Below are 16,986 nucleotides of genomic sequence, written 5' to 3'. Positions count from 1 at the left end.
CCGCTCCTTGCGACAGCGATCATTTCGGGACATTTCTGACAGGCCTTGCGCCTTGAGCGCCTACAAGCCCCCTCGCTAGAGTCCCCAACCGTTGCGGTGGGAACCGCAACCGGGCGTCGCAACCCGGTCGTCACGCAGGGCACGGTTCACCGACATGGCGGACCGTGCAGGGAAGGCCTTTGGCCTTGCCGGGTTTTCCTCGCGTACCGGTTTGCGACCCCTGCACGGCCCGCCACCCCTTCAACGGGATGGCGGCAACTCCGGACCCGCGAGGACGCAAGGATATGCACTACCCTCCCCGTTTCGAAAACCGCACGCGCAACGCCAACGAACTCTCTCCCCTCCCCGCCTCCTCACAGCCCTACGGCGATGTGCTCTTCATCAATAGCAAAGCGCCCGCCCATCACCTCTTCGAAGCCGCCACCCAACGCATGACGGCCGTGTGCGACCTGCTATGCGTGCTGGAAGGAAGCAGCCACACCGATGTCCTGCCCCAGCAGACCGCTCGCCTGGCGTCCGCCCTTGGCCTGCTCCTGGCCGATGCCCGTGCGCTGCACGAAGCCGCCTACCAGCGCCTGCTGGATGAACAACGCCCGCGTCCCGCCCGCAAGGGGCCTGCCGTAACCGGCGTGGTCCGAGGCTAGAGCCAGTATTCCCAGATGCGCCCGATCCGTTCGCTGATCCGGGCGCGGATGGATCGGCTCTGCCAGCGCTCCAGGGTGATTTCCTCCGAAGCGGCCACATCGTCCAGGAACGCCTTGCGCATCCTCTGGCCGAAATCGGCCCCCAGCACCACCACGTTGACCTCCTGGTTATGCAGGAAGCTCCGCCAATCCAGGTTGGTGGAGCCCACTGTGGACCAGACGCCATCGATCACCCCGGCCTTCACGTGCAACAGGGCATCATGTCGCTCGTAGAGGCGAACGCCCGCCTCCAGCAACGTCCGGTAGTAGGCGCGGCCGGCGTGGAATACCAGCCAGGAGTCCGTGCGACTGGGCACCACCAGGCGGACGTCGACGCCCCGCGCCGCGGCGGATTCGAGGGCTTCCAGTAGCTGGGGATCCGGCACGAAGTAGGCAGCCGTGAGCCAGATTTCGCTCTGGGCACTGTGCAGGGCGGAGATCAGGGTCGCGTAGATCTGGCTGTAGGGCTCCTCCGGCGAACTGCCGATCGCCCGGACCACCTCGTCCCCCGCCGGCTGCAAGGGCGGGAAGTAGTGCCGCGCCACCAGTTCGCCGCCTTTCTGCCGATCCCAGGTCTCGATGAACAGCTTCTGCAGGTCAGCCACCACCGGCCCTTCGATACGCAGGTCGGTATCCCGCCAGGGCAGCCGGTCCTTGTCCTGATGGACGCCGTGGGAGCCGAAGGAACCCCCTGAATAGACCCCACTGATGTTCACGCCACCGAGGATGGCGACCCGGCCATCGACGATCAGCAGCTTGCGGTGATCGCGCTGGTTCAGTTGCCAACCGGCCTTGGCGGTCAGGGGATTGATGGGATTGAACTCCAACAGGCGGACACCGGCCTCCGCCAGGCGCGCGAAGAATGCCGGCGGCGTGGTCAGGGTACCGACGCTGTCGTAGATCAGGTTCACCTGCACGCCACTGCGCTGTTTGGCGATCAGGGCCGTGGCGAAACGCTCGCCCACCTCGTCGCCTTCGAGGATGTAGGTCTCCATGTTGATATGGTCCCGCGCCCCCTCGATGGCGGCGAACATCGCCGCGTAGGTCGCCGGCCCGTCCTGCAACAGTTCCACCCGGTTGCCGGCAGTCAGAGGGCTGCCCACCAGGGCCTCCTCGATGGCCAGGTGAAGGTCGAGGAAGTCGGTTTCCGGCCCGCCCGCCTTGAGCCGTTCCAGAATCGCCCTGCTGCGGGCCTCGGACAGGGGGCCGTGGGCACCGTCCAGTTGCACGGGCGCCGGAGAATGGACGAGGTCGGGATTGATGCGGGGCAGCGGGGTGCAGGCCAGGAGAAGCGCCGAATAAAGCGCCACCAGGACTCGCGCCACTGTCCCTGGTGACGGTCGGCTCATCCAGCTTCCTCCTGCTGGGGGGAAGGTCGATGCCCAAAAAGTATATCGGCGGTTTCCCGCGCTGCTTTTCGGACGGCCTGGAGGTTTCGACCACGTCCGCCTGGCGGGGTGCAGGCAATCCGCCAGTCCGCTCGTCGCGAAGCGTCCCCGCGCCGTTGAAAGGGACGGCGCGCAGCAGGACCGACAACGGCGACGAAACCCTCAGCCGTTCACGCCGCCCTCGCGCTCCCAGGCACAACGGACCCGGAGATTGCCCTCCTCGGGGCCATGGAAGCCCTGCTCGCTCTCCCAGCGGAAGGTATGGATGCCGTTGAGCTCGGTCTCCAGGTGAACCACCGCGCTGCTCCAGTAAAGCCGCCGGAGCAAGGCCTCGAACTCACCGACCCACAGGTTCCACTCATACTCCACCGCGGGGTAGCTGGCGCCGAAATGGATCACCTGGGTCTGGAACAGGCCCGCCCCGGGTTGCTCGCAGCAGGCGAACATCTCGCGGCCAAGGAAGGGCCAGGCCTCGCCACGGGACAGGCTGTCCAGTACCCGGTGGTTGTGGTCGCGGCGCAACCGCAGCTCCTGGTCGTCCGGGGACGGCCAGTCGCGGATGCAGCCATAGACGATGGATTCGGACTCCACGCGGGCACTCCAGGAAAACGGTGGCAGCCTTCTAACACAGGAGCGCCACGGGAGAAAGGAACTGCCTCGAAGTCTCAGCGCCGGCCTTGGCCGAGCCGCCAGGCGATCACGCACATCACCAGCGCCAGCCCGGTGATCACCATGAAGGGCACCTGATAGTTGCCGGCCAGGTCACGCCCCAGCCCGGCAAGCACCGGGGTCAGGCAACCCAGGCTGTAACCGGCGCAGAGCATCATCGCGGTCCAGCGGCTCACCGCCAGGGGCGAGCCGGCCTCGTACAGCGGCAGCACCATGGACAACGCGAATGAGCCGCTCAACCCCAGGCTCAGCAGGGCCGCCCAGACCTCGGGCAGCAGGGTCGGCTGGAAGGTGATCATCGCCAGGCAGAGGCTGCTGACCACACTGCAGAGCAGCAGCAACAGGTAACGGTTATCGAAGCGCTGGGCCAACCAGGGCAGCAGGAAGGCGCTGGGCACGCCCACCAGCATGAAGAGGCTGAACAGGCTGTTGCTGCGCAGCAGGCTGAAACCGGCCTCGTGATAACGGGCCACCAGCCAGGTGGCCAGGGCATAGAACAACCCGGCCTGGAGGGCGAAGAGCGTGGTGACCAGCCAGGCTCGCGGCACCGTCCAGGGCAAGCCGCCCGACTCGCCTTCGCCCGTGGCGTCCGACTGGTTCGGCAGGCACAGCCAGAGCAACGCCGTCAGCACCGCCGGCAAGGCCCAGGCGGCCAGGCCGAGGTGCCACTGATCACCGAGCCACTGGGTCACCGGCGGGGTCAGCACCGCGCCGCCGGCACCGCCGATGGTCATGCTCAGGGAATACCAGGCCACCACCCGGCCCATGCGATCGTGGAAATGACGCTTGATGAACCCGGACAACAGCGGCCCGGCCACGGCGATGCCCGCACCAAGGAAGATGGCGCTGCCGATCAGTACCTCGCTGGCGTGGCTGCCCAGGCGCGCCAGCAGGGCGACGCCGATCAGCCCGAGACAGGCGGCGACCACCCGCTCCAGGCCGAAGCGCACCGCCAGTCGCGGCGCCAGGGGAGCCAGCAGGCCCATGCAGAGCACCGGCAGGGCCGTGGTCAGGCTGATGAGGCTGCGGCTCAGGGAAAGTTCGTGGGCGATCCGCTCGATCAGCGGCGCGAGGGAGGTGATACCGGGACGCAGGTTGATGGCAGCGAGGACTAGCGCCAGCAGCAGCCAGGCGCGGGAGAGGGGTTTCACTGAGGATCCATCCGGGTGGGCGATGAGGCCGGGGGAAAAACCCTACTCCCCCGGCCCGCCTCAGGGCAACCCTGGGCGCCCTGAAAACTGACCGAGCGGACAGCCCGCTCAGGCCAGCGAGCGCTGCCTGGCGCGCATCTTCTCGCACATGCTGGTCATCTCGTCGTAGAGCATCTGCGGGTTCTTCTGCTTCAGGCCCCAGGCCAGGCGCCCCTGCTCATGGGGCAGGATCATGAAGACGCCCTCGGACACCTCGCGGTAGATGGTGTCGGCGATGTCGGCGGCACTGATGGGGGAGCTTTCCAGCAGCTTGCCCACCTGGGCCTTCATGGCCGGGGTGGGGCCGCGGAAGGAATCCAGCAGGTTGGTCTGGAAGAACGACGGGCAGACCACATGAACGCCGATGCCCTCCCCTTTCAGCTCCACCAGCAGGCTCTCCGAGAGCGCCACGACGCCCGCCTTGGCCACGTTGTAGTTGCTCATGGCCGGTCCCTGCATCAGGGCCGCCATGGAGGCGATGTTGATGATGCGCCCCTGGCTCTTCTGCAGGAGCGGCAGGAAGGCCTTGCAGCCCTTCACCACGCCCATGAGGTTGATGGAGATCTGCCAGTCCCAGTCTTCGAGGGACAGTTCCTCAAAGAAGCCGCCAGCGGCCACGCCGGCGTTGTTGACGATGATGTCGATGCCGCCGAGCTTCTCCTCGCAGGCCTGGGCCAGGGCGGTGAGCTGGCTGTAGTCGCGGACGTCGCAACGCCGGGTGAAGCCATCGCCACCGGCCTCCCGGACCAGTTTGAGGGTCTCCGCCAGGCCGGCCTCGTTGACGTCGGAGAGGGCCAGTTTCCAGCCTTCGCGCGCCCAGCGCAGGGCGATTTCGCGACCGAGCCCGGAACCGGCGCCGGTAATCATGATGCGGTTGTGCATGGTGAGGTGCCTTTCTGTGTGTGCGGTGGATGGGCAGGAGTGTAGCGAAGGCGATGGTCCCGCCATCCTTGAATCACGGGGGTGAATGATCGGGGCAAATCCGCCGCTAACCAGGCTCTGTGAGCGGGTCACGGGCGACGCCTTAAGCGCCACAGCAGCAGCCCGTAAGGCACCAGGTTGATCAGCAGCACCAGGGCGCCGAGCCCGAGCTGGATACCGGGCGTCAACCCGGCGGGGTAGATCAGTGGTTCCAGGTAGTGCTCGATGAAACCACCCTCGTAGCCCCGCTCCCCCGCCAGGCGGCGCAGGCGGTTCTCCAGCGGCGTGAGGGGGCAGAGCAGCTGCAGGCATTCCACCGTGGCGCCCCAGGCGACCGCAGGCAGGTGCAGCAAGGCCAACCGGGGCCAGCGGAGCACCAGCAGCCCGCCCAGGACCACGAAGAGAATGAAGGCCAGATGCAACAGGAGCACCGCATCGGCGGCCAGGCCATGGATCATGTCGGCATTTTCCTTGAACCCTCGCGGAAGCTGATCAGTCGGTTACTACAGGTGCCCGCTTTCAACCTTAGCGCCTGCGGAGCCCCCCATCGTCAACCCGGAGAGACTGCCCATGCTCACCCTCCTGTTGCTCGTGATCCTGGTTCTACTGCTGGTCGGCGGCTTGCCCCTGTTCCCCCACTCCCGCAACTGGGGCTACGGTCCCTCCGGCCTGGTAGGCGTGTTGCTGGTCATAGTGGTCGTACTGTTACTGCTGGGCATGATCTGAGCCCGGGACGCGCGGGGCCCGCATCCGGCCGCCGCGCGCGCACTCAGCGCTTCGAGGGACCGCTGGCCCCCAGCCCGGTCTGGGAACGCACGAACTGCGGGTAGAAGCGCGCGCGTTCCTCCGCCGCGCTGGCGGACCTGTCGGTGATCGAGAAGAACCAGATACCCACGAAGGCCAGCAGCATGGAGAACAGCGCCGGGTACTCATAGGGATAGATGGGCGTCGGGTGCCCCAGCACCTGCACCCAGACGGTCGGGCCCAGCACCATCAGCGTCGCGGCGGTCAGCAGCCCCATCCAGCCGCCGATCATGGCGCCACGGGTGGTCAGCTTCTTCCAGTACATGGCGAGGATCAGCACCGGGAAGTTGCAGCTGGCGGCAATGGAGAACGCCAGGCCCACCATGAAGGCGACATTCTGTTTCTCGAACAGGATGCCCAGCACCATGGCCAGCAGCCCCAGGACCAGCGTGGTGAGACGGGTGATGCGCAGCTCGTCCCGCTCCTGCGCCTGCCCCTGCTTGATCACATTGGCGTAGAGATCGTGGGACACGGCCGAGGCACCGGCCAGGGTCAGGCCGGCCACCACCGCCAGGATGGTGGCGAAGGCCACGGCGGAGATGAAGCCGAGGAACAGGCTGCCACCCACGGCGTCGGCCAGGTGCACCGCCGCCATGTTGTTGCCACCGATCAGGGCGCCGGTGGCGTCCTTGAAGGCCGGGTCGGTGCTCACCAGCAGGATGGCGCCGAAGCCGATGATGAAGGTCAGGATGTAGAAGTAGCCGATGAAGCCGGTGGCGTAGAACACCGACTTGCGGGCTTCCTTGGCATCGCTCACGGTGAAGAAGCGCATCAGGATGTGCGGCAGCCCCGCCACCCCGAACATCAGCGCCAGGCCCAGGGAGATGGCGGAGACCGGGTCCTTCACCAGGCCGCCGGGACTCATGATGGCCTCGCCTTTCGGGTGAACCTGGATGGCTTCGCTGAACAGGGCGGCTAAGTCGAAGTTGACGTGCCTGAGCACCATCAGCGCCATGAAAGTGGCCCCGAACAGCAGCAGCGCGGCCTTGATGATCTGCACCCAGGTGGTGGCCAGCATGCCGCCGAACAGCACATAGCAGACCATCAGGATGCCCACCAGCACGACGGCGACCTGGTAGTTGAGGCCGAACAGCAGCTCGATCAGCTTGCCGGCGCCCACCATCTGGGCGATCAGGTAGAGGCACACCACCACCAGCGAGCCGCTGGCGGACAGGGTGCGGATTTCCTTCTGCTTCAGGCGGTAGGAGGCCACGTCGGCGAAGGTGTAGGTACCCAGGTTGCGCAGGCGTTCGGCGATCAGGAAGAGGATCACCGGCCAGCCCACCAGCCAACCGATGGCGTAGATCAGGCCGTCGTAGCCCGAGGTGAACACCAGCGCGGAGATGCCCAGGAAGGACGCGGCGGACATGTAGTCGCCAGCGATCGCCAGGCCGTTCTGGAAGCCGGTGATGCTGCCGCCGGCGGTGTAGAAGTCCGCCCGCGACTGGCTGCGCCTGGACGCCCACCAGGTGATCCCGAGGGTCGCCCCGACGAAAACCAGGAACATGAGGACGGCGGACAGGTTGAGGGCGTCGTGGGCGCTGCCGTCGGCCGCCATGGCGAGGGCCGGCAGCGGCAGGAGGACGGTGCAGGTGACGAAGCGGCGCGGGGTCATTGGCGTACCTCCTCGAGGATGTCCTGGTTGATCCGGTCGAACTCGCCATTGGCGCGGTACACGTAGAGCCCGGTCAGGGCGATGGCCAGCAGGTTCAGGCCGATGCCGACGGGAATGCCCCAGGTGATCGGGGAGCCTGTGCGGATCGGCGTTCCCAGCCACTCCGGAACGAAGGCGATCACCAGGATGAAGGCCAGGTAGAGGCCGACGATCAGCGCGGTGAGCGACCAGGCGAAGCGCTGGCGCCGGGCGACCAGCGCCTGGAATTTCGGGTTGCGCAGGATCCGCTCGTTGATGGATTCGGTCATGGCCGTATTCCTCCTTGGCTCGGTGGAAGGAATCCCGAATCTAGGACGGCGGCGGGGGTTCGATACTCGACCTTGGTTGTAGGCAAATCCTGTCCGTCGGGCGCCAGGCCCCGTGGTTGCGGACGGCGCGCCTCCGGGCAGTGACAGCGTCTGTCCGATGCCCTACAGGACTTGGGGAAATGTCATGGGCCTGGCAACCGTCTCGCCCAGGAGGAACCCGGACCAGCACCGGGGCGGATTGCCACGGACAAAAGAAAAAGGGCAGCCCGAAGGCTGCCCTTGTCGTCACCCGGGAGGGGATCAGTGGGCCACGGCGCCACTGGCACCCAGGCCGGTCTGGGAGCGCACGAACTGCGGGTAGAAGCGCGCGCGTTCCTCGTCCGCGGCGGCGGACTTGTCGGTGATGGAGAAGAACCAGATACCCACGAAGGCCACCAGGATGGAGAACAGCGCCGGGTACTCGTAGGGGTAGATGGCTTCGGCATGGCCGAGGATCTGCACCCAGATGGTCGGGCCGAGCACCATCAGGCCCACCGCGGTGACCAGGCCCAGCCAGCCGCCGATCATGGCGCCACGGGTGGTCAGCTTCTTCCAGTACATGGAGAGGATCAGCACCGGGAAGTTGCAGCTGGCGGCGATGGAAAAGGCCAGGCCCACCATGAAGGCGATGTTCTGCTTCTCGAACAGGATGCCCAGGCCAATGGCCAGGAAGCCCAGCGCCACGGTGGTGATCTTCGATACGCGCAGCTCATCCTTTTCGTTGGCCTTGCCCTTCTTGAACACCGAGGCGTACAGGTCATGGGACACGGCCGAGGCGCCCGCCAGGGTCAGGCCGGCCACCACCGCCAGGATGGTGGCGAAGGCCACGGCGGAGATGAAGCCGAGGAACAGGCTGCCGCCCACGGCGTTGGCCAGGTGCACCGCCGCCATGTTGTTGCCGCCGATCAGGGCGCCGGTGGCGTCCTTGAAGGCCGGGTTGGTGCTCACCAGCAGGATGGCGCCGAAGCCGATGATGAAGGTCAGGATGTAGAAGTAACCGATGAAGCCGGTGGCGTAGAACACCGACTTGCGGGCTTCCTTGGCGTCGCTCACGGTGAAGAAGCGCATCAGGATGTGCGGCAGGCCGGCGGTGCCGAACATCAGGGCCAGGCCCAGGGAGATGGCGGAGATCGGGTCTTTCACCAGGCCGCCGGGGCTCATGATGGCCTCGCCTTTCGGGTGAACCTTGATGGCCTCGCTGAACAGGGCGGAGAAGTCGAAGTTGACGTGCTTGAGCACCATCAGCGCCATGAAGGAAGCGCCGGAAAGCAGCAGCACGGCCTTGATGATCTGCACCCAGGTGGTGGCCAGCATGCCGCCGAACAGCACGTAGCAGACCATCAGGATGCCCACCAGCACGACGGCGACGTGGTAGTTGAGGCCGAACAGCAGCTCGATCAGCTTGCCGGCACCCACCATCTGGGCGATCAGGTAGAAGGCCACCACCACCAGCGAGCCGCTGGCGGACAGGGTGCGGATTTCCTTCTGCTTCAGGCGGTAGGACGCCACGTCGGCGAAGGTGTACTTGCCGAGGTTGCGCAGGCGTTCGGCGATCAGGAAGAGGATCACCGGCCAGCCCACGAGGAAGCCGATGGAGTAGATCAGGCCGTCATAGCCCGAGGTGAACACCAGGGCGGAAATACCCAGGAAGGACGCGGCCGACATGTAGTCGCCGGCGATCGCCAGGCCGTTCTGGAAGCCGGTGATGCTGCCACCGGCGGTGTAGAAGTCGGACGCCGACTTGCTCCGCTTGGAGGCCCAGTAGGTGATGTACAGGGTGAAACCGACGAAGGCCACGAACATCACGATGGCCGAGACGTTCATAGGTTGGCGCTGCACGTCGCCCTCGATGGCGCCGGCGGCCCAGAGTGCCGGGGCGGCGACCATCAGGCCGGCGGCGGCCAGAAGCGAAAGGATGCGCGCGCTCATTGCTGAGCCTCCTTGAGGATTTCCAGGTTCATGCGGTCGAACTCGCCGTTGGCGCGACGGACGTAGATCCCGGTCAGCAAGAAGGCGGACAGGATCAGGCCGATGCCGATCGGGATACCCCAGGTCATGGGAGAGTCAGGGCTGATGCGCGTGCCGAGCACTTGCGGCTCGAAGGCGATCAGGAGAATGAAGGCCAGGTAAAGGCCGAGCATGATGGCAGAGAGTGTCCAGGCGAAACGATCTCGCTTGGACACCAGTTCCTGGAAACGCGGACTCTCCTGAATCCGCCGGTAGGTGCTGTCGTTCATTGTTGTTGTCCTCCACAGCGCGGGTTGCTGGTGAAGCCAACAATAGAACCGCCGTACAAGCGCAACAGACGACCTTAGTCGTACAGGCGGGTTTTCTCGACCAAGGTCGTAGGGAATCGATTAGGCAAAACTATCAGAACCATGACTCTCTAAAATTTCCCACTATCGTTCACGAGGACTAGCCTCGGCATATCGAAGAAACGTGCCCATCGCCGAGGTGCATCATGCTCAAGACCGTCACCTTCACCCTCATGCACTTCTGCATCGCCTTCGGCGTCGCCTACGCCCTGACCGGCAGCATTGCGGTGGGCGGCCTGGTCGCGGCGGTCGAGCCCCTGTGCAACTCGGTGGGTTTCTACTTCCACGAGAAAATCTGGAAGCGCTTCGAGAAGGCCGGGACGCCTGCGCGGGAGATCCCGAAGCATGCCTGGTTGCACCATCACGCCTGATCCGGGGAATCGCGCGCCGGAGCGACGATCCCGGTGCGCATTTTCCCTGTCGGAGCCGTAGGAGCCGGAGGGGCGAATCCGCTAAGATGCGCGGCTTTGCCCCCACGCAAGCACCCAGAGCATGAGTCAGAACGCCCGCTTTCCTGCACTCCCCTACCTCGCCTCCTTCCTCGTTGCCACCGTCGCCCTCATCGGCCTCTGGTACGGCCTGGGCAAACCGGTGGTCCTGCCCGACGCCGCCACCCCCGAGCACAAGCTGCAGTGCGCCTCCTACAGCCCGTTCGACAAGGACCAGTCGCCCTTCGACCAGCCCTTCGTGCTGCGTCCCGAACGCATGGATGCCGACCTGGCGCTGCTGGCGACCCGCTTCCACTGCGTGCGCACCTATTCCATGACCGGCCTGGAAGCGATTCCGGACCTGGCCCGCAAGCACGGTCTCAAGCTGATGCTCGGTGCCTGGGTGAACGGCAACCCGACGGACAACCGGAAAGAGATCGAGGCGCTGGTCAAGGCCGCCAACGCCAACCCGGATGTGGTGCAGTCGGTGATCGTGGGCAACGAGACCCTGCTGCGCAAGGAGGTCACCGGCGCCCAGCTGGCCCAGCTGATCGGCGAGGTCAAGGCCCAGGTGAAGCAGCCGGTCACCTACGCCGACGTCTGGGAGTTCTGGCTCAAGCACCCGGAAGTCGCGCCGGCCGTGGACTTCATCACCATCCACCTGCTGCCCTACTGGGAGGACGACCCGGCCGGCATCGACCAGGCCCTGCGCCACGTCGGCGAGATCCGCCAGGTGTTCGGCAACCGTTTCGCACCCAAGGAGATCTTCATCGGCGAAACCGGCTGGCCCAGTGAGGGCCGGCAGCGGGAAACCGCAGTGCCCAGCCGGGTCAACGAGGCGAAGTTCATCCGTGGTTTCGTCGCCATGGCCGAGCAGAACGGCTGGGGCTACAACCTGATCGAGGCCTTCGACCAGCCCTGGAAGCGCGCCAGCGAAGGCGCCGTGGGCGGTTACTGGGGCCTGTTCGACGCCGATCGCCAGGAGAAAGGCGTGCTCGCCGGCCCGGTCAGCAATCTGCCGGCCTGGCCCCTCTGGCTGTCGCTTTCCGGCGCGATCTTCCTCGCCAGCCTTGCGCTAGCAGGTCGCCCCGCGTCCGCCCGTGCGGCCTTCGCACTGCCCCTGCTGGCCGCGATCGGCGCCGCCAGCATCGGCCTCTGGGCCGAGCTGGCCTGGGTCACCAGCCGCTTTGTCGGCGAATGGGCCTGGGCCGCCTTCCTGGTGGCGCTGAACCTGGTGGTGCTGGCCCATGGCGCCCTGGCGCTGTCCGCCCGCGACGGCGGTCGCGCTCGCCTGTTCGCCTGGCTGGACGCCCGTGGCGGCTGGTGGCTCGCCGCCGCCGGTTTCGCCGGCGCGGTACTGATGCTGGGCCTGGTGTTCGACGCCCGCTACCGCAGCTTCCCCAGCGCGGCCCTGCTGCTGCCGGCCCTGGTCTACCTGTTCCGCCCGGTGGCAGCGCCGCGTCGCGAGATCGCGCTGCTGGCGGTCCTGGTAGGCGCCGGCATCGTCCCGCAGCTCTACGAGGAAACCCTCGGCAACCTCCAGGCCATCGGCTGGGCGGCGGTCAGCACCCTGCTGCTGGCGGCGCTCTGGCGTAGCCTGCGGGTACGCGCCTGATCCGGCCCCCACATTGGGAAAAGAAAAAGGACGCCCAGGGCGTCCTTTTTCGTATCCGGCGAGCCGGTCAGCCCCGCGCGGGAGACCGCACCAGGCGCAGGCCGGCAATGACGCAGGCGAAGACCGCGAGGCTCGCGGTGTAGAGCACCAGCGCCGGCAGGGCGAACAACAGCGCCAGCAAGGCCAGTCCCCAGCCGGCGCGAGCGGGCACGAAGAAGGCGACCAGCGCGGCCACCAGCGCGATCCAGGCAATGACGCGGAAGTGAATCAGCAGGCCGAGACCGGAGCGCACCTGGCACTCCCAGCGCTGGGCCTGATCCACGCACAGGCCGACCCACTGGCCGTCCTCCATCAGGGCGAAGCGGACCCCGTAGCTGGCCGCGAGCCAGAGCGGCAGCAGGATCAGCAGCAGGATGAGGGACGAACGGCTGGACATGATGGTCTCCAAGTGGGAAAGCGGCGCCAAGAATACGCACCCGCTCGCCGTATGCAAGGACCGCCGCATCCCCCGCCCCACCTCCGCCCTGACGGAAGGACCGCACTCCAGGGACTTGCGATTGTCATAGCTCCGGTATTCACTCGTGGCGTTTCCTCATGGGGAACGCCGCCCGAAGCACCGGGCGAGTGGCAGGAGCCCACCCTCGGGACAAGGCTCCGCAAGCTCTGAACAGGGACTCTTCCTATGCTATGTCGTCAACTTGCCACCCTGCTGGGTGGCCTGGCCTTCTGTGCGCACCTGCTGGCCGCGAACCCGGATGCGGAGAGCTACGGCTTCCCCATCACCAACCCGTTCGAGGCGACCATCGCCACCACGCCGCCGGACCTGCGCAGCCCGGTGCCGGCGGACAGCGACATCGACCAGGCCGACTACGCCATGCAACTGCGTCCGGAGCGGGAGAACGCACTGCCGGAGAACTTCTGGCCGGTGAAGAAGCTGCGCTATCGCCTGGCACGGCAGCAGGGGCCCGCGCCCCTGGTGTTCATCATCGCGGGCACCGGCGGCCACTACTCCAGCACCCACGCCGAGAACCTGAAGAAGCTGTTCTATGGCGCCGGCTACCATGTGGTGCAACTGTCCTCGCCAAGCAGCTACGACTTCATGGCTGCGGCGTCACGCCACGCCACCCCCGGACTGTCCAGCGAAGACGCCGATGACCTCTACCGGGTCATGCAGGCGGTGCGGGCCCAGCACCCCGGCCTGCCGATAACGGATTACCACCTCACCGGCTACAGCCTTGGCGCCCTCCAGGCCGCCTTCGTCAGCCACCTCGACGAGACCCGCCGCAGCTTCAACTTCAAGCGCGTGCTGCTGCTCAACCCGCCGGTGAACCTCTACACCTCGGTGACCAACCTGGACCGCCTGGTGCAGACCCGGGTCAAGGGCGTGGACGACGCCACCACCTTCTACCAGGTGGTGCTGGGCAAACTGACGCGCTACTTCCAGCAGAAGGGCTACATCGACCTGAACGACGCCCTGCTGTTCGACTTCCAGGAGTCCAGGCAGCGCCTGTCCAACGAGCAGATGGCGATGCTGATCGGCACCTCCTTCCGCTTTTCCGCCTCGGACATCGCCTTCACCTCCGACCTGATCAACCACCGTGGCCTGATCACGCCGGTGGACTACCCCATCAACGAAGGCACCAGCCTGACGCCCTTCTACAAACGCGCCCTGCAATGCGACTTCGACTGCTACATGACCGAGCAGTTGATCCCGTTCTGGCGTGCCCGCTACGACGGCGGCAGCGTGAACCAGCTGATCAACCAGGTCAGCCTCTACGCCCTGGAGAACTACCTGAAGCAGACGCCGAAGATCGCCGTGATGCACAACGCCGACGATGTGATTCTCGGGCCGGGCGACCTGGGCTTCCTGCGCCGGACCTTCGGCGACCGCCTCACCGTCTACCCCCACGGCGGCCACTGCGGCAACCTCAACTACCGCGTCAACGGCGACGCCATGCTGGAGTTCTTCCGTGGCTAAGAAAGCACTCTTGATCGCCCTGCTGCTGTCCAGCCGCCTCGTCCTGGCCCAGGAACCGGACGCCGACGGTTTCACCCAGCCCCTCAAGGACCTGAAGTTCAACCCCGGCCTGGACCAGCGCGAGTTCGAGCGATCCACCCTCGACGCGCTCACGGTCTACGACCCCTTCGAGTCCTGGAACCGCCGCATCTACCACTTCAACTACCGCTTCGACGAATGGGTCTTCCTCCCCGTGGTGCGCGGCTATCGGTACGTCACCCCCGGATTCGTGCGCAGTGGAGTCAGCAACTTCTTCAGCAACCTGGGGGATGTCCCCAACCTGCTGAACAGCGCGCTGCAGCTGAAGGGCCAGCGCTCGATGCAGATCACCGGCCGCCTGCTGCTCAATACCACCCTGGGCGTCGCCGGCCTCTGGGACCCGGCCACCCGCATGGGCCTGCCCAAGCAGAGTGAGGACTTCGGCCAGACCCTGGGTTACTACGGCGTGAGCGAAGGTCCCTACCTGATGCTGCCGATCCTCGGCCCCTCCAACCTGAGGGATACCGGCGGCCTGGTGGTGGATTACGCGGCGGACTACCAGATCAACTTCCTCAATGTCCCCGAGGTGAGCAGCAGTCACCCGGAGATCACCGCGCTGCGCGCGGTGGACAAGCGTCACACCACCGGCTTCCGCTACGGCCAGCTCAACTCCCCCTTCGAGTACGAGAAGATCCGCTACGTCTACACCGAGTCGCGCAAGCTGCAGATCGCCCAGTAGGACCCGCCCGGGTCAGATCGCGGGGATGGTCTGCGGGCGCACGGGGGCGGACTCGAGGCCGAGGAAGCGCTGCAGGTCGCCGCGCTTGGCCATCGCGTCCTGGTAGCCCAGTTCGATCAGCTCGTTGCAATAGCCCGGCTCGAACAGGAGGTAGCTGAGCACGCCGGCCCCGCTCGCCCGGGTCGCGCCCGGCCCGCGCAGGAAGGTGCGGATCGCCCGGGGCATCTCCCGTCGGTGGCGGGCGGCGATCTCGTCCAGGGGCCGGCTGGGGGAGATGACCAGCACGTCCACCTGCTCGGAGCTGAGGTTGCGGGGCCGCGCATCCGGCTCGATGGCCCGGCTCATGTGGTTGATACGCTCCAGCAGCTCGATGTCGCTTTCGAGGTTGTCGATGAAGGTGCTGTTGAGCAGGTGCCCACCGATCTGCGCCAGGGTCGGCGGCCGTCCGGCCGGCGGCTGCGGCGCCTCCAGCCGGACATCCGGCCCCACCGGGTTGCCGCTCACCCCGACCACCAGCACGCGACTGGCCCCCAGGTGCAGCGCCGGGCTGATGGGCGCCGTCTGGCGCACCGCGCCGTCACCGAAGTACTCGCGCCCCAGGCGCACCGCCGGGAACAGCAGCGGGATGGCGGCGCTGGCCATCAGGTGCTCGATCCCCAGGCGCGTCGGCACCCCCACGCGGCGATGGCGGAACCAGGGGTCGATGGTGGCGCGCCCCTGGTAGAAGGTCGTCGCCTGGCCGCTTTCGTAGCCGAACGCGGTGACGGCCACCGCCCGCAGCTGGCGGGTGCGCACGGCGGCGGAAATACCGGAGAAGTCCAGTTCGCGTGCGAGCAGGTCGCGCAGGGGCGCGTTGTCCAGCAGCGCCACCGGGATGTCCTTGCCCAACCCCAGCAGGCTGTGACCGAGGAACCGGGTGCTCTGGCGCAGCACGCCGGGCCAGTCGCTGCGATAGACCCGTCCGCAGTGGAAGTTCTGCCAGACGCCGATGAGGCGGTGGATCGCCTGGGTGAAATGCATCGCCCCGCAAGCCAGCCCAACGGCGTTTACCGCGCCGGCGGAGGTCCCGACTATCACCGGAAAAGGGTTTCGGGCGGCATCCGGCAACAGGTCGGCGATGGCGCCGAGCACCCCCACCTGGTAGGCCGCCCGGGAGCCGCCACCGGACAGGATCAGCCCGGTCACGGGCTTCGAGTGAGCGGCGCTGGCATCCATGATCGGCTCTCCGGGTAGATCATCCGAGTATAGGTTTCAGTAGAGCCTGGGCGCGCCTTCGGGGCGGGTCTTGAAGCGACGATGGGCCCAGAGGTACTGCTCGGGACACTCACGGATCGCCGCCTCCACCCACTGGTTGATACGCAGGCAATCGGCTTCCTCCGACTCGCCCGGGAAATCCTCCAGGGGCGGATGGATCACCAGGCGGTAGCCGGACCCATCCTCCAGGCGGCGCTGGGTGAAGGGCAGGACGATGGCGCGCCCCAGGCGGGCGAACTTGGTGGTGGCGGTGACGGTGGCCGCCTCGATGCCGAACAGCGGCACGAAAATGCTCTGCTTGCGGCCATAGTCCTGGTCCGGCGCGTACCAGATGGCGCGGCCCGCCCGCAGCACCTTGAGCATGGCGCGCACGTCCTCACGCTCGATGGCGGTGGCATCGAGATTGTGGCGCTCACGCCCCCGGCGCTGGATGAAGTCGAACAGGGCGTTCTTGTGCTCGCGGTACATCCCGTCGATGGTGTGCACCTGCCCCAGCAGCGCGGCACCGATCTCCAGGTTGGTGAAGTGCAGGGCCATGAGGATCACCCCCCGCCCGTCCGCCTGGGCCTTCTGCAGATGCTCCAGGCCCTCGATGTGCGACAGTCGCGCCAGGCGCTCCCGTGGCCACCACCAGCTCATGGCCATCTCGAAGAAGGCGATGCCGGTGGAAGCGAAGTTCTCCTTCAGCAGTCGCGCACGCTCGGAGGAGGACAGCTCCGGGAAGCACAGCTCCAGATTGCGCCGCGCGATCCCGCGCCGGGAACCGGCCACCCTCAGCATCAGGGCCCCCAGCAGGCGCCCCAGGCCCAACTGCACCCGATAGGGCAGCAAGGTCACCAGCCAGAGCAGGCCGAGCCCCAGCCACAGCGCCCAGTAGCGCGGGTGGAGGAACTGCGGGCGAAATCGAGGTCTATCCATTGCTGAATCCGCTGAGCGAGAAAACCGCGCATTCTACTCCAATTGCGCCGGGCCCTTCCGGCTTGCGAGCGCCGGACGATCTCGCTATAAGTCCTCGCCATTCA

The 16,986-nt window shown here is 66.6% G+C and carries 18 protein-coding genes; 6 read left to right on the top strand and 12 right to left on the bottom strand.

All coding sequences use genetic code 11. From position 1 onward, the window contains the following. The first annotated feature begins 284 nt into the window (after positions 1-284). Positions 285-644, top strand: coding sequence for a hypothetical protein (locus KF707C_RS06420; RefSeq protein WP_081608099.1), 360 nt, complete (start codon positions 285-287; stop codon positions 642-644). Here the strand turns inward: KF707C_RS06420 and cls are convergent. The 5 genes from cls to KF707C_RS06395 form a co-directional block, all read right to left on the bottom strand. After that, positions 641-2,032: a cardiolipin synthase gene (cls, locus tag KF707C_RS06415; RefSeq protein WP_003453501.1), complete on the bottom strand. Its 1,392-nt coding sequence runs from the start codon at positions 2,030-2,032 to the stop codon at positions 641-643. The two genes, KF707C_RS06420 and cls, sit on opposite strands and share 4 nt — an antisense overlap. Before the next feature lie 201 nt (positions 2,033-2,233). After that, positions 2,234-2,662: a hypothetical protein gene (locus KF707C_RS06410; protein WP_003453503.1), complete on the bottom strand. Its 429-nt coding sequence runs from the start codon at positions 2,660-2,662 to the stop codon at positions 2,234-2,236. Between the two features lie 74 nt (positions 2,663-2,736). Next, on the bottom strand, positions 2,737-3,891 hold the full coding sequence (locus KF707C_RS06405; RefSeq protein WP_003453505.1) for an MFS transporter: 1,155 nt from the start codon (positions 3,889-3,891) through the stop codon (positions 2,737-2,739). Between the two features lie 108 nt (positions 3,892-3,999). Continuing rightward, complete coding sequence (locus KF707C_RS06400) at positions 4,000-4,812, bottom strand: SDR family oxidoreductase (protein ID WP_003453507.1); 813 nt, start codon at positions 4,810-4,812, stop codon at positions 4,000-4,002. Between the two features lie 128 nt (positions 4,813-4,940). Continuing rightward, positions 4,941-5,309, bottom strand: coding sequence for a DUF2784 domain-containing protein (locus tag KF707C_RS06395; protein WP_003453509.1), 369 nt, complete (start codon positions 5,307-5,309; stop codon positions 4,941-4,943). 112 nt (positions 5,310-5,421) lie between these two features. On the opposite strand from KF707C_RS06395, the gene KF707C_RS06390 reads away from it, so the two are divergent. Then, on the top strand, positions 5,422-5,577 hold the full coding sequence (locus KF707C_RS06390; RefSeq protein ID WP_003453511.1) for a DUF3309 family protein: 156 nt from the start codon (positions 5,422-5,424) through the stop codon (positions 5,575-5,577). A gap of 43 nt (positions 5,578-5,620) precedes the next feature. On the opposite strand, the gene KF707C_RS06385 is transcribed toward KF707C_RS06390, so the two are convergent. The 4 genes from KF707C_RS06385 to KF707C_RS06370 form a co-directional block, all read right to left on the bottom strand. After that, positions 5,621-7,270 carry a cation acetate symporter gene (locus KF707C_RS06385; RefSeq protein WP_003453512.1) on the bottom strand — a complete coding sequence of 550 codons (1,650 nt, stop codon included), beginning with the start codon at positions 7,268-7,270 and terminating at the stop codon, positions 5,621-5,623. Next, positions 7,267-7,578, bottom strand: coding sequence for a DUF485 domain-containing protein (locus tag KF707C_RS06380; protein WP_003453513.1), 312 nt, complete (start codon positions 7,576-7,578; stop codon positions 7,267-7,269). The genes KF707C_RS06385 and KF707C_RS06380 overlap by 4 nt, the downstream gene beginning before the upstream one ends. Positions 7,579-7,878: 300 nt before the next feature. Further along, positions 7,879-9,546: a cation acetate symporter gene (locus KF707C_RS06375; protein WP_003453514.1), complete on the bottom strand. Its 1,668-nt coding sequence runs from the start codon at positions 9,544-9,546 to the stop codon at positions 7,879-7,881. Then, positions 9,543-9,854 (bottom strand): DUF485 domain-containing protein, encoded by a 312-nt coding sequence (locus KF707C_RS06370; RefSeq protein ID WP_003453515.1) that lies wholly within the window; start codon positions 9,852-9,854, stop codon positions 9,543-9,545. Before KF707C_RS06370 ends, KF707C_RS06375 begins: the two co-directional genes overlap by 4 nt. A 224-nt stretch (positions 9,855-10,078) precedes the next feature. Between KF707C_RS06370 and KF707C_RS06365 the strand changes: the two genes are divergently transcribed. Both KF707C_RS06365 and KF707C_RS06360 read left to right on the top strand, forming a co-directional pair. Further along, entirely contained in the window at positions 10,079-10,303 is a 225-nt protein-coding gene (locus KF707C_RS06365; RefSeq protein ID WP_003453516.1) for a DUF2061 domain-containing protein, read from the top strand. A 121-nt stretch (positions 10,304-10,424) separates the two neighbouring features. Further along, complete coding sequence (locus KF707C_RS06360) at positions 10,425-11,975, top strand: glycoside hydrolase family 17 protein (RefSeq protein ID WP_003453517.1); 1,551 nt, start codon at positions 10,425-10,427, stop codon at positions 11,973-11,975. 67 nt (positions 11,976-12,042) lie between these two features. On the opposite strand, the gene KF707C_RS06355 is transcribed toward KF707C_RS06360, so the two are convergent. Next, positions 12,043-12,411: a hypothetical protein gene (locus KF707C_RS06355; protein ID WP_003453518.1), complete on the bottom strand. Its 369-nt coding sequence runs from the start codon at positions 12,409-12,411 to the stop codon at positions 12,043-12,045. A gap of 246 nt (positions 12,412-12,657) precedes the next feature. Here KF707C_RS06355 and KF707C_RS06350 point away from each other — a divergent pair, with 246 nt between their 5' ends. Both KF707C_RS06350 and KF707C_RS06345 read left to right on the top strand, forming a co-directional pair. Further along, on the top strand, positions 12,658-13,953 hold the full coding sequence (locus KF707C_RS06350) for an alpha/beta fold hydrolase family protein (protein WP_003453520.1): 1,296 nt from the start codon (positions 12,658-12,660) through the stop codon (positions 13,951-13,953). Then, positions 13,946-14,710: an MlaA family lipoprotein gene (locus tag KF707C_RS06345; RefSeq protein WP_003453521.1), complete on the top strand. Its 765-nt coding sequence runs from the start codon at positions 13,946-13,948 to the stop codon at positions 14,708-14,710. The genes KF707C_RS06350 and KF707C_RS06345 overlap by 8 nt, the downstream gene beginning before the upstream one ends. 12 nt (positions 14,711-14,722) lie before the next feature. Here the strand turns inward: KF707C_RS06345 and KF707C_RS06340 are convergent, their stop codons facing one another. Both KF707C_RS06340 and KF707C_RS06335 read right to left on the bottom strand, forming a co-directional pair. Beyond that, positions 14,723-15,925, bottom strand: coding sequence for a patatin-like phospholipase family protein (locus KF707C_RS06340; RefSeq protein WP_003453524.1), 1,203 nt, complete (start codon positions 15,923-15,925; stop codon positions 14,723-14,725). A gap of 36 nt (positions 15,926-15,961) precedes the next feature. After that, a complete protein-coding gene (locus tag KF707C_RS06335) occupies positions 15,962-16,882 on the bottom strand; it encodes a lipid A biosynthesis lauroyl acyltransferase (protein WP_003453527.1) in 921 nt (306 codons plus the stop codon). Positions 16,883-16,986 lie beyond the last annotated feature (104 nt).

The sequence above is a fragment of the Pseudomonas furukawaii genome (assembly GCF_002355475.1).
In the GTDB taxonomy this organism is placed as follows: domain Bacteria; phylum Pseudomonadota; class Gammaproteobacteria; order Pseudomonadales; family Pseudomonadaceae; genus Metapseudomonas; species Metapseudomonas furukawaii.
Note: the sequence above shows the minus strand (reverse complement) of the source record. Positions and strands in the feature narration are given on the sequence as shown.

Coding starts and splice junctions, on each gene's coding strand:
- KF707C_RS06420 (WP_081608099.1), top strand. CDS start 285: ATGCACTACCCTCCCCGTTTCGAAAACCGCACGCGCAACGCCAACGAA.
- cls (WP_003453501.1), bottom strand. CDS start 2,032: ATGAGCCGACCGTCACCAGGGACAGTGGCGCGAGTCCTGGTGGCGCTT.
- KF707C_RS06400 (WP_003453507.1), bottom strand. CDS start 4,812: ATGCACAACCGCATCATGATTACCGGCGCCGGTTCCGGGCTCGGTCGC.
- KF707C_RS06395 (WP_003453509.1), bottom strand. CDS start 5,309: ATGATCCATGGCCTGGCCGCCGATGCGGTGCTCCTGTTGCATCTGGCC.
- KF707C_RS06390 (WP_003453511.1), top strand. CDS start 5,422: ATGCTCACCCTCCTGTTGCTCGTGATCCTGGTTCTACTGCTGGTCGGC.
- KF707C_RS06385 (WP_003453512.1), bottom strand. CDS start 7,270: ATGACCCCGCGCCGCTTCGTCACCTGCACCGTCCTCCTGCCGCTGCCG.
- KF707C_RS06380 (WP_003453513.1), bottom strand. CDS start 7,578: ATGACCGAATCCATCAACGAGCGGATCCTGCGCAACCCGAAATTCCAG.
- KF707C_RS06375 (WP_003453514.1), bottom strand. CDS start 9,546: ATGAGCGCGCGCATCCTTTCGCTTCTGGCCGCCGCCGGCCTGATGGTC.
- KF707C_RS06370 (WP_003453515.1), bottom strand. CDS start 9,854: ATGAACGACAGCACCTACCGGCGGATTCAGGAGAGTCCGCGTTTCCAG.
- KF707C_RS06365 (WP_003453516.1), top strand. CDS start 10,079: ATGCTCAAGACCGTCACCTTCACCCTCATGCACTTCTGCATCGCCTTC.
- KF707C_RS06360 (WP_003453517.1), top strand. CDS start 10,425: ATGAGTCAGAACGCCCGCTTTCCTGCACTCCCCTACCTCGCCTCCTTC.
- KF707C_RS06355 (WP_003453518.1), bottom strand. CDS start 12,411: ATGTCCAGCCGTTCGTCCCTCATCCTGCTGCTGATCCTGCTGCCGCTC.
- KF707C_RS06350 (WP_003453520.1), top strand. CDS start 12,658: ATGCTATGTCGTCAACTTGCCACCCTGCTGGGTGGCCTGGCCTTCTGT.
- KF707C_RS06340 (WP_003453524.1), bottom strand. CDS start 15,925: ATGGATGCCAGCGCCGCTCACTCGAAGCCCGTGACCGGGCTGATCCTG.
- KF707C_RS06335 (WP_003453527.1), bottom strand. CDS start 16,882: ATGGATAGACCTCGATTTCGCCCGCAGTTCCTCCACCCGCGCTACTGG.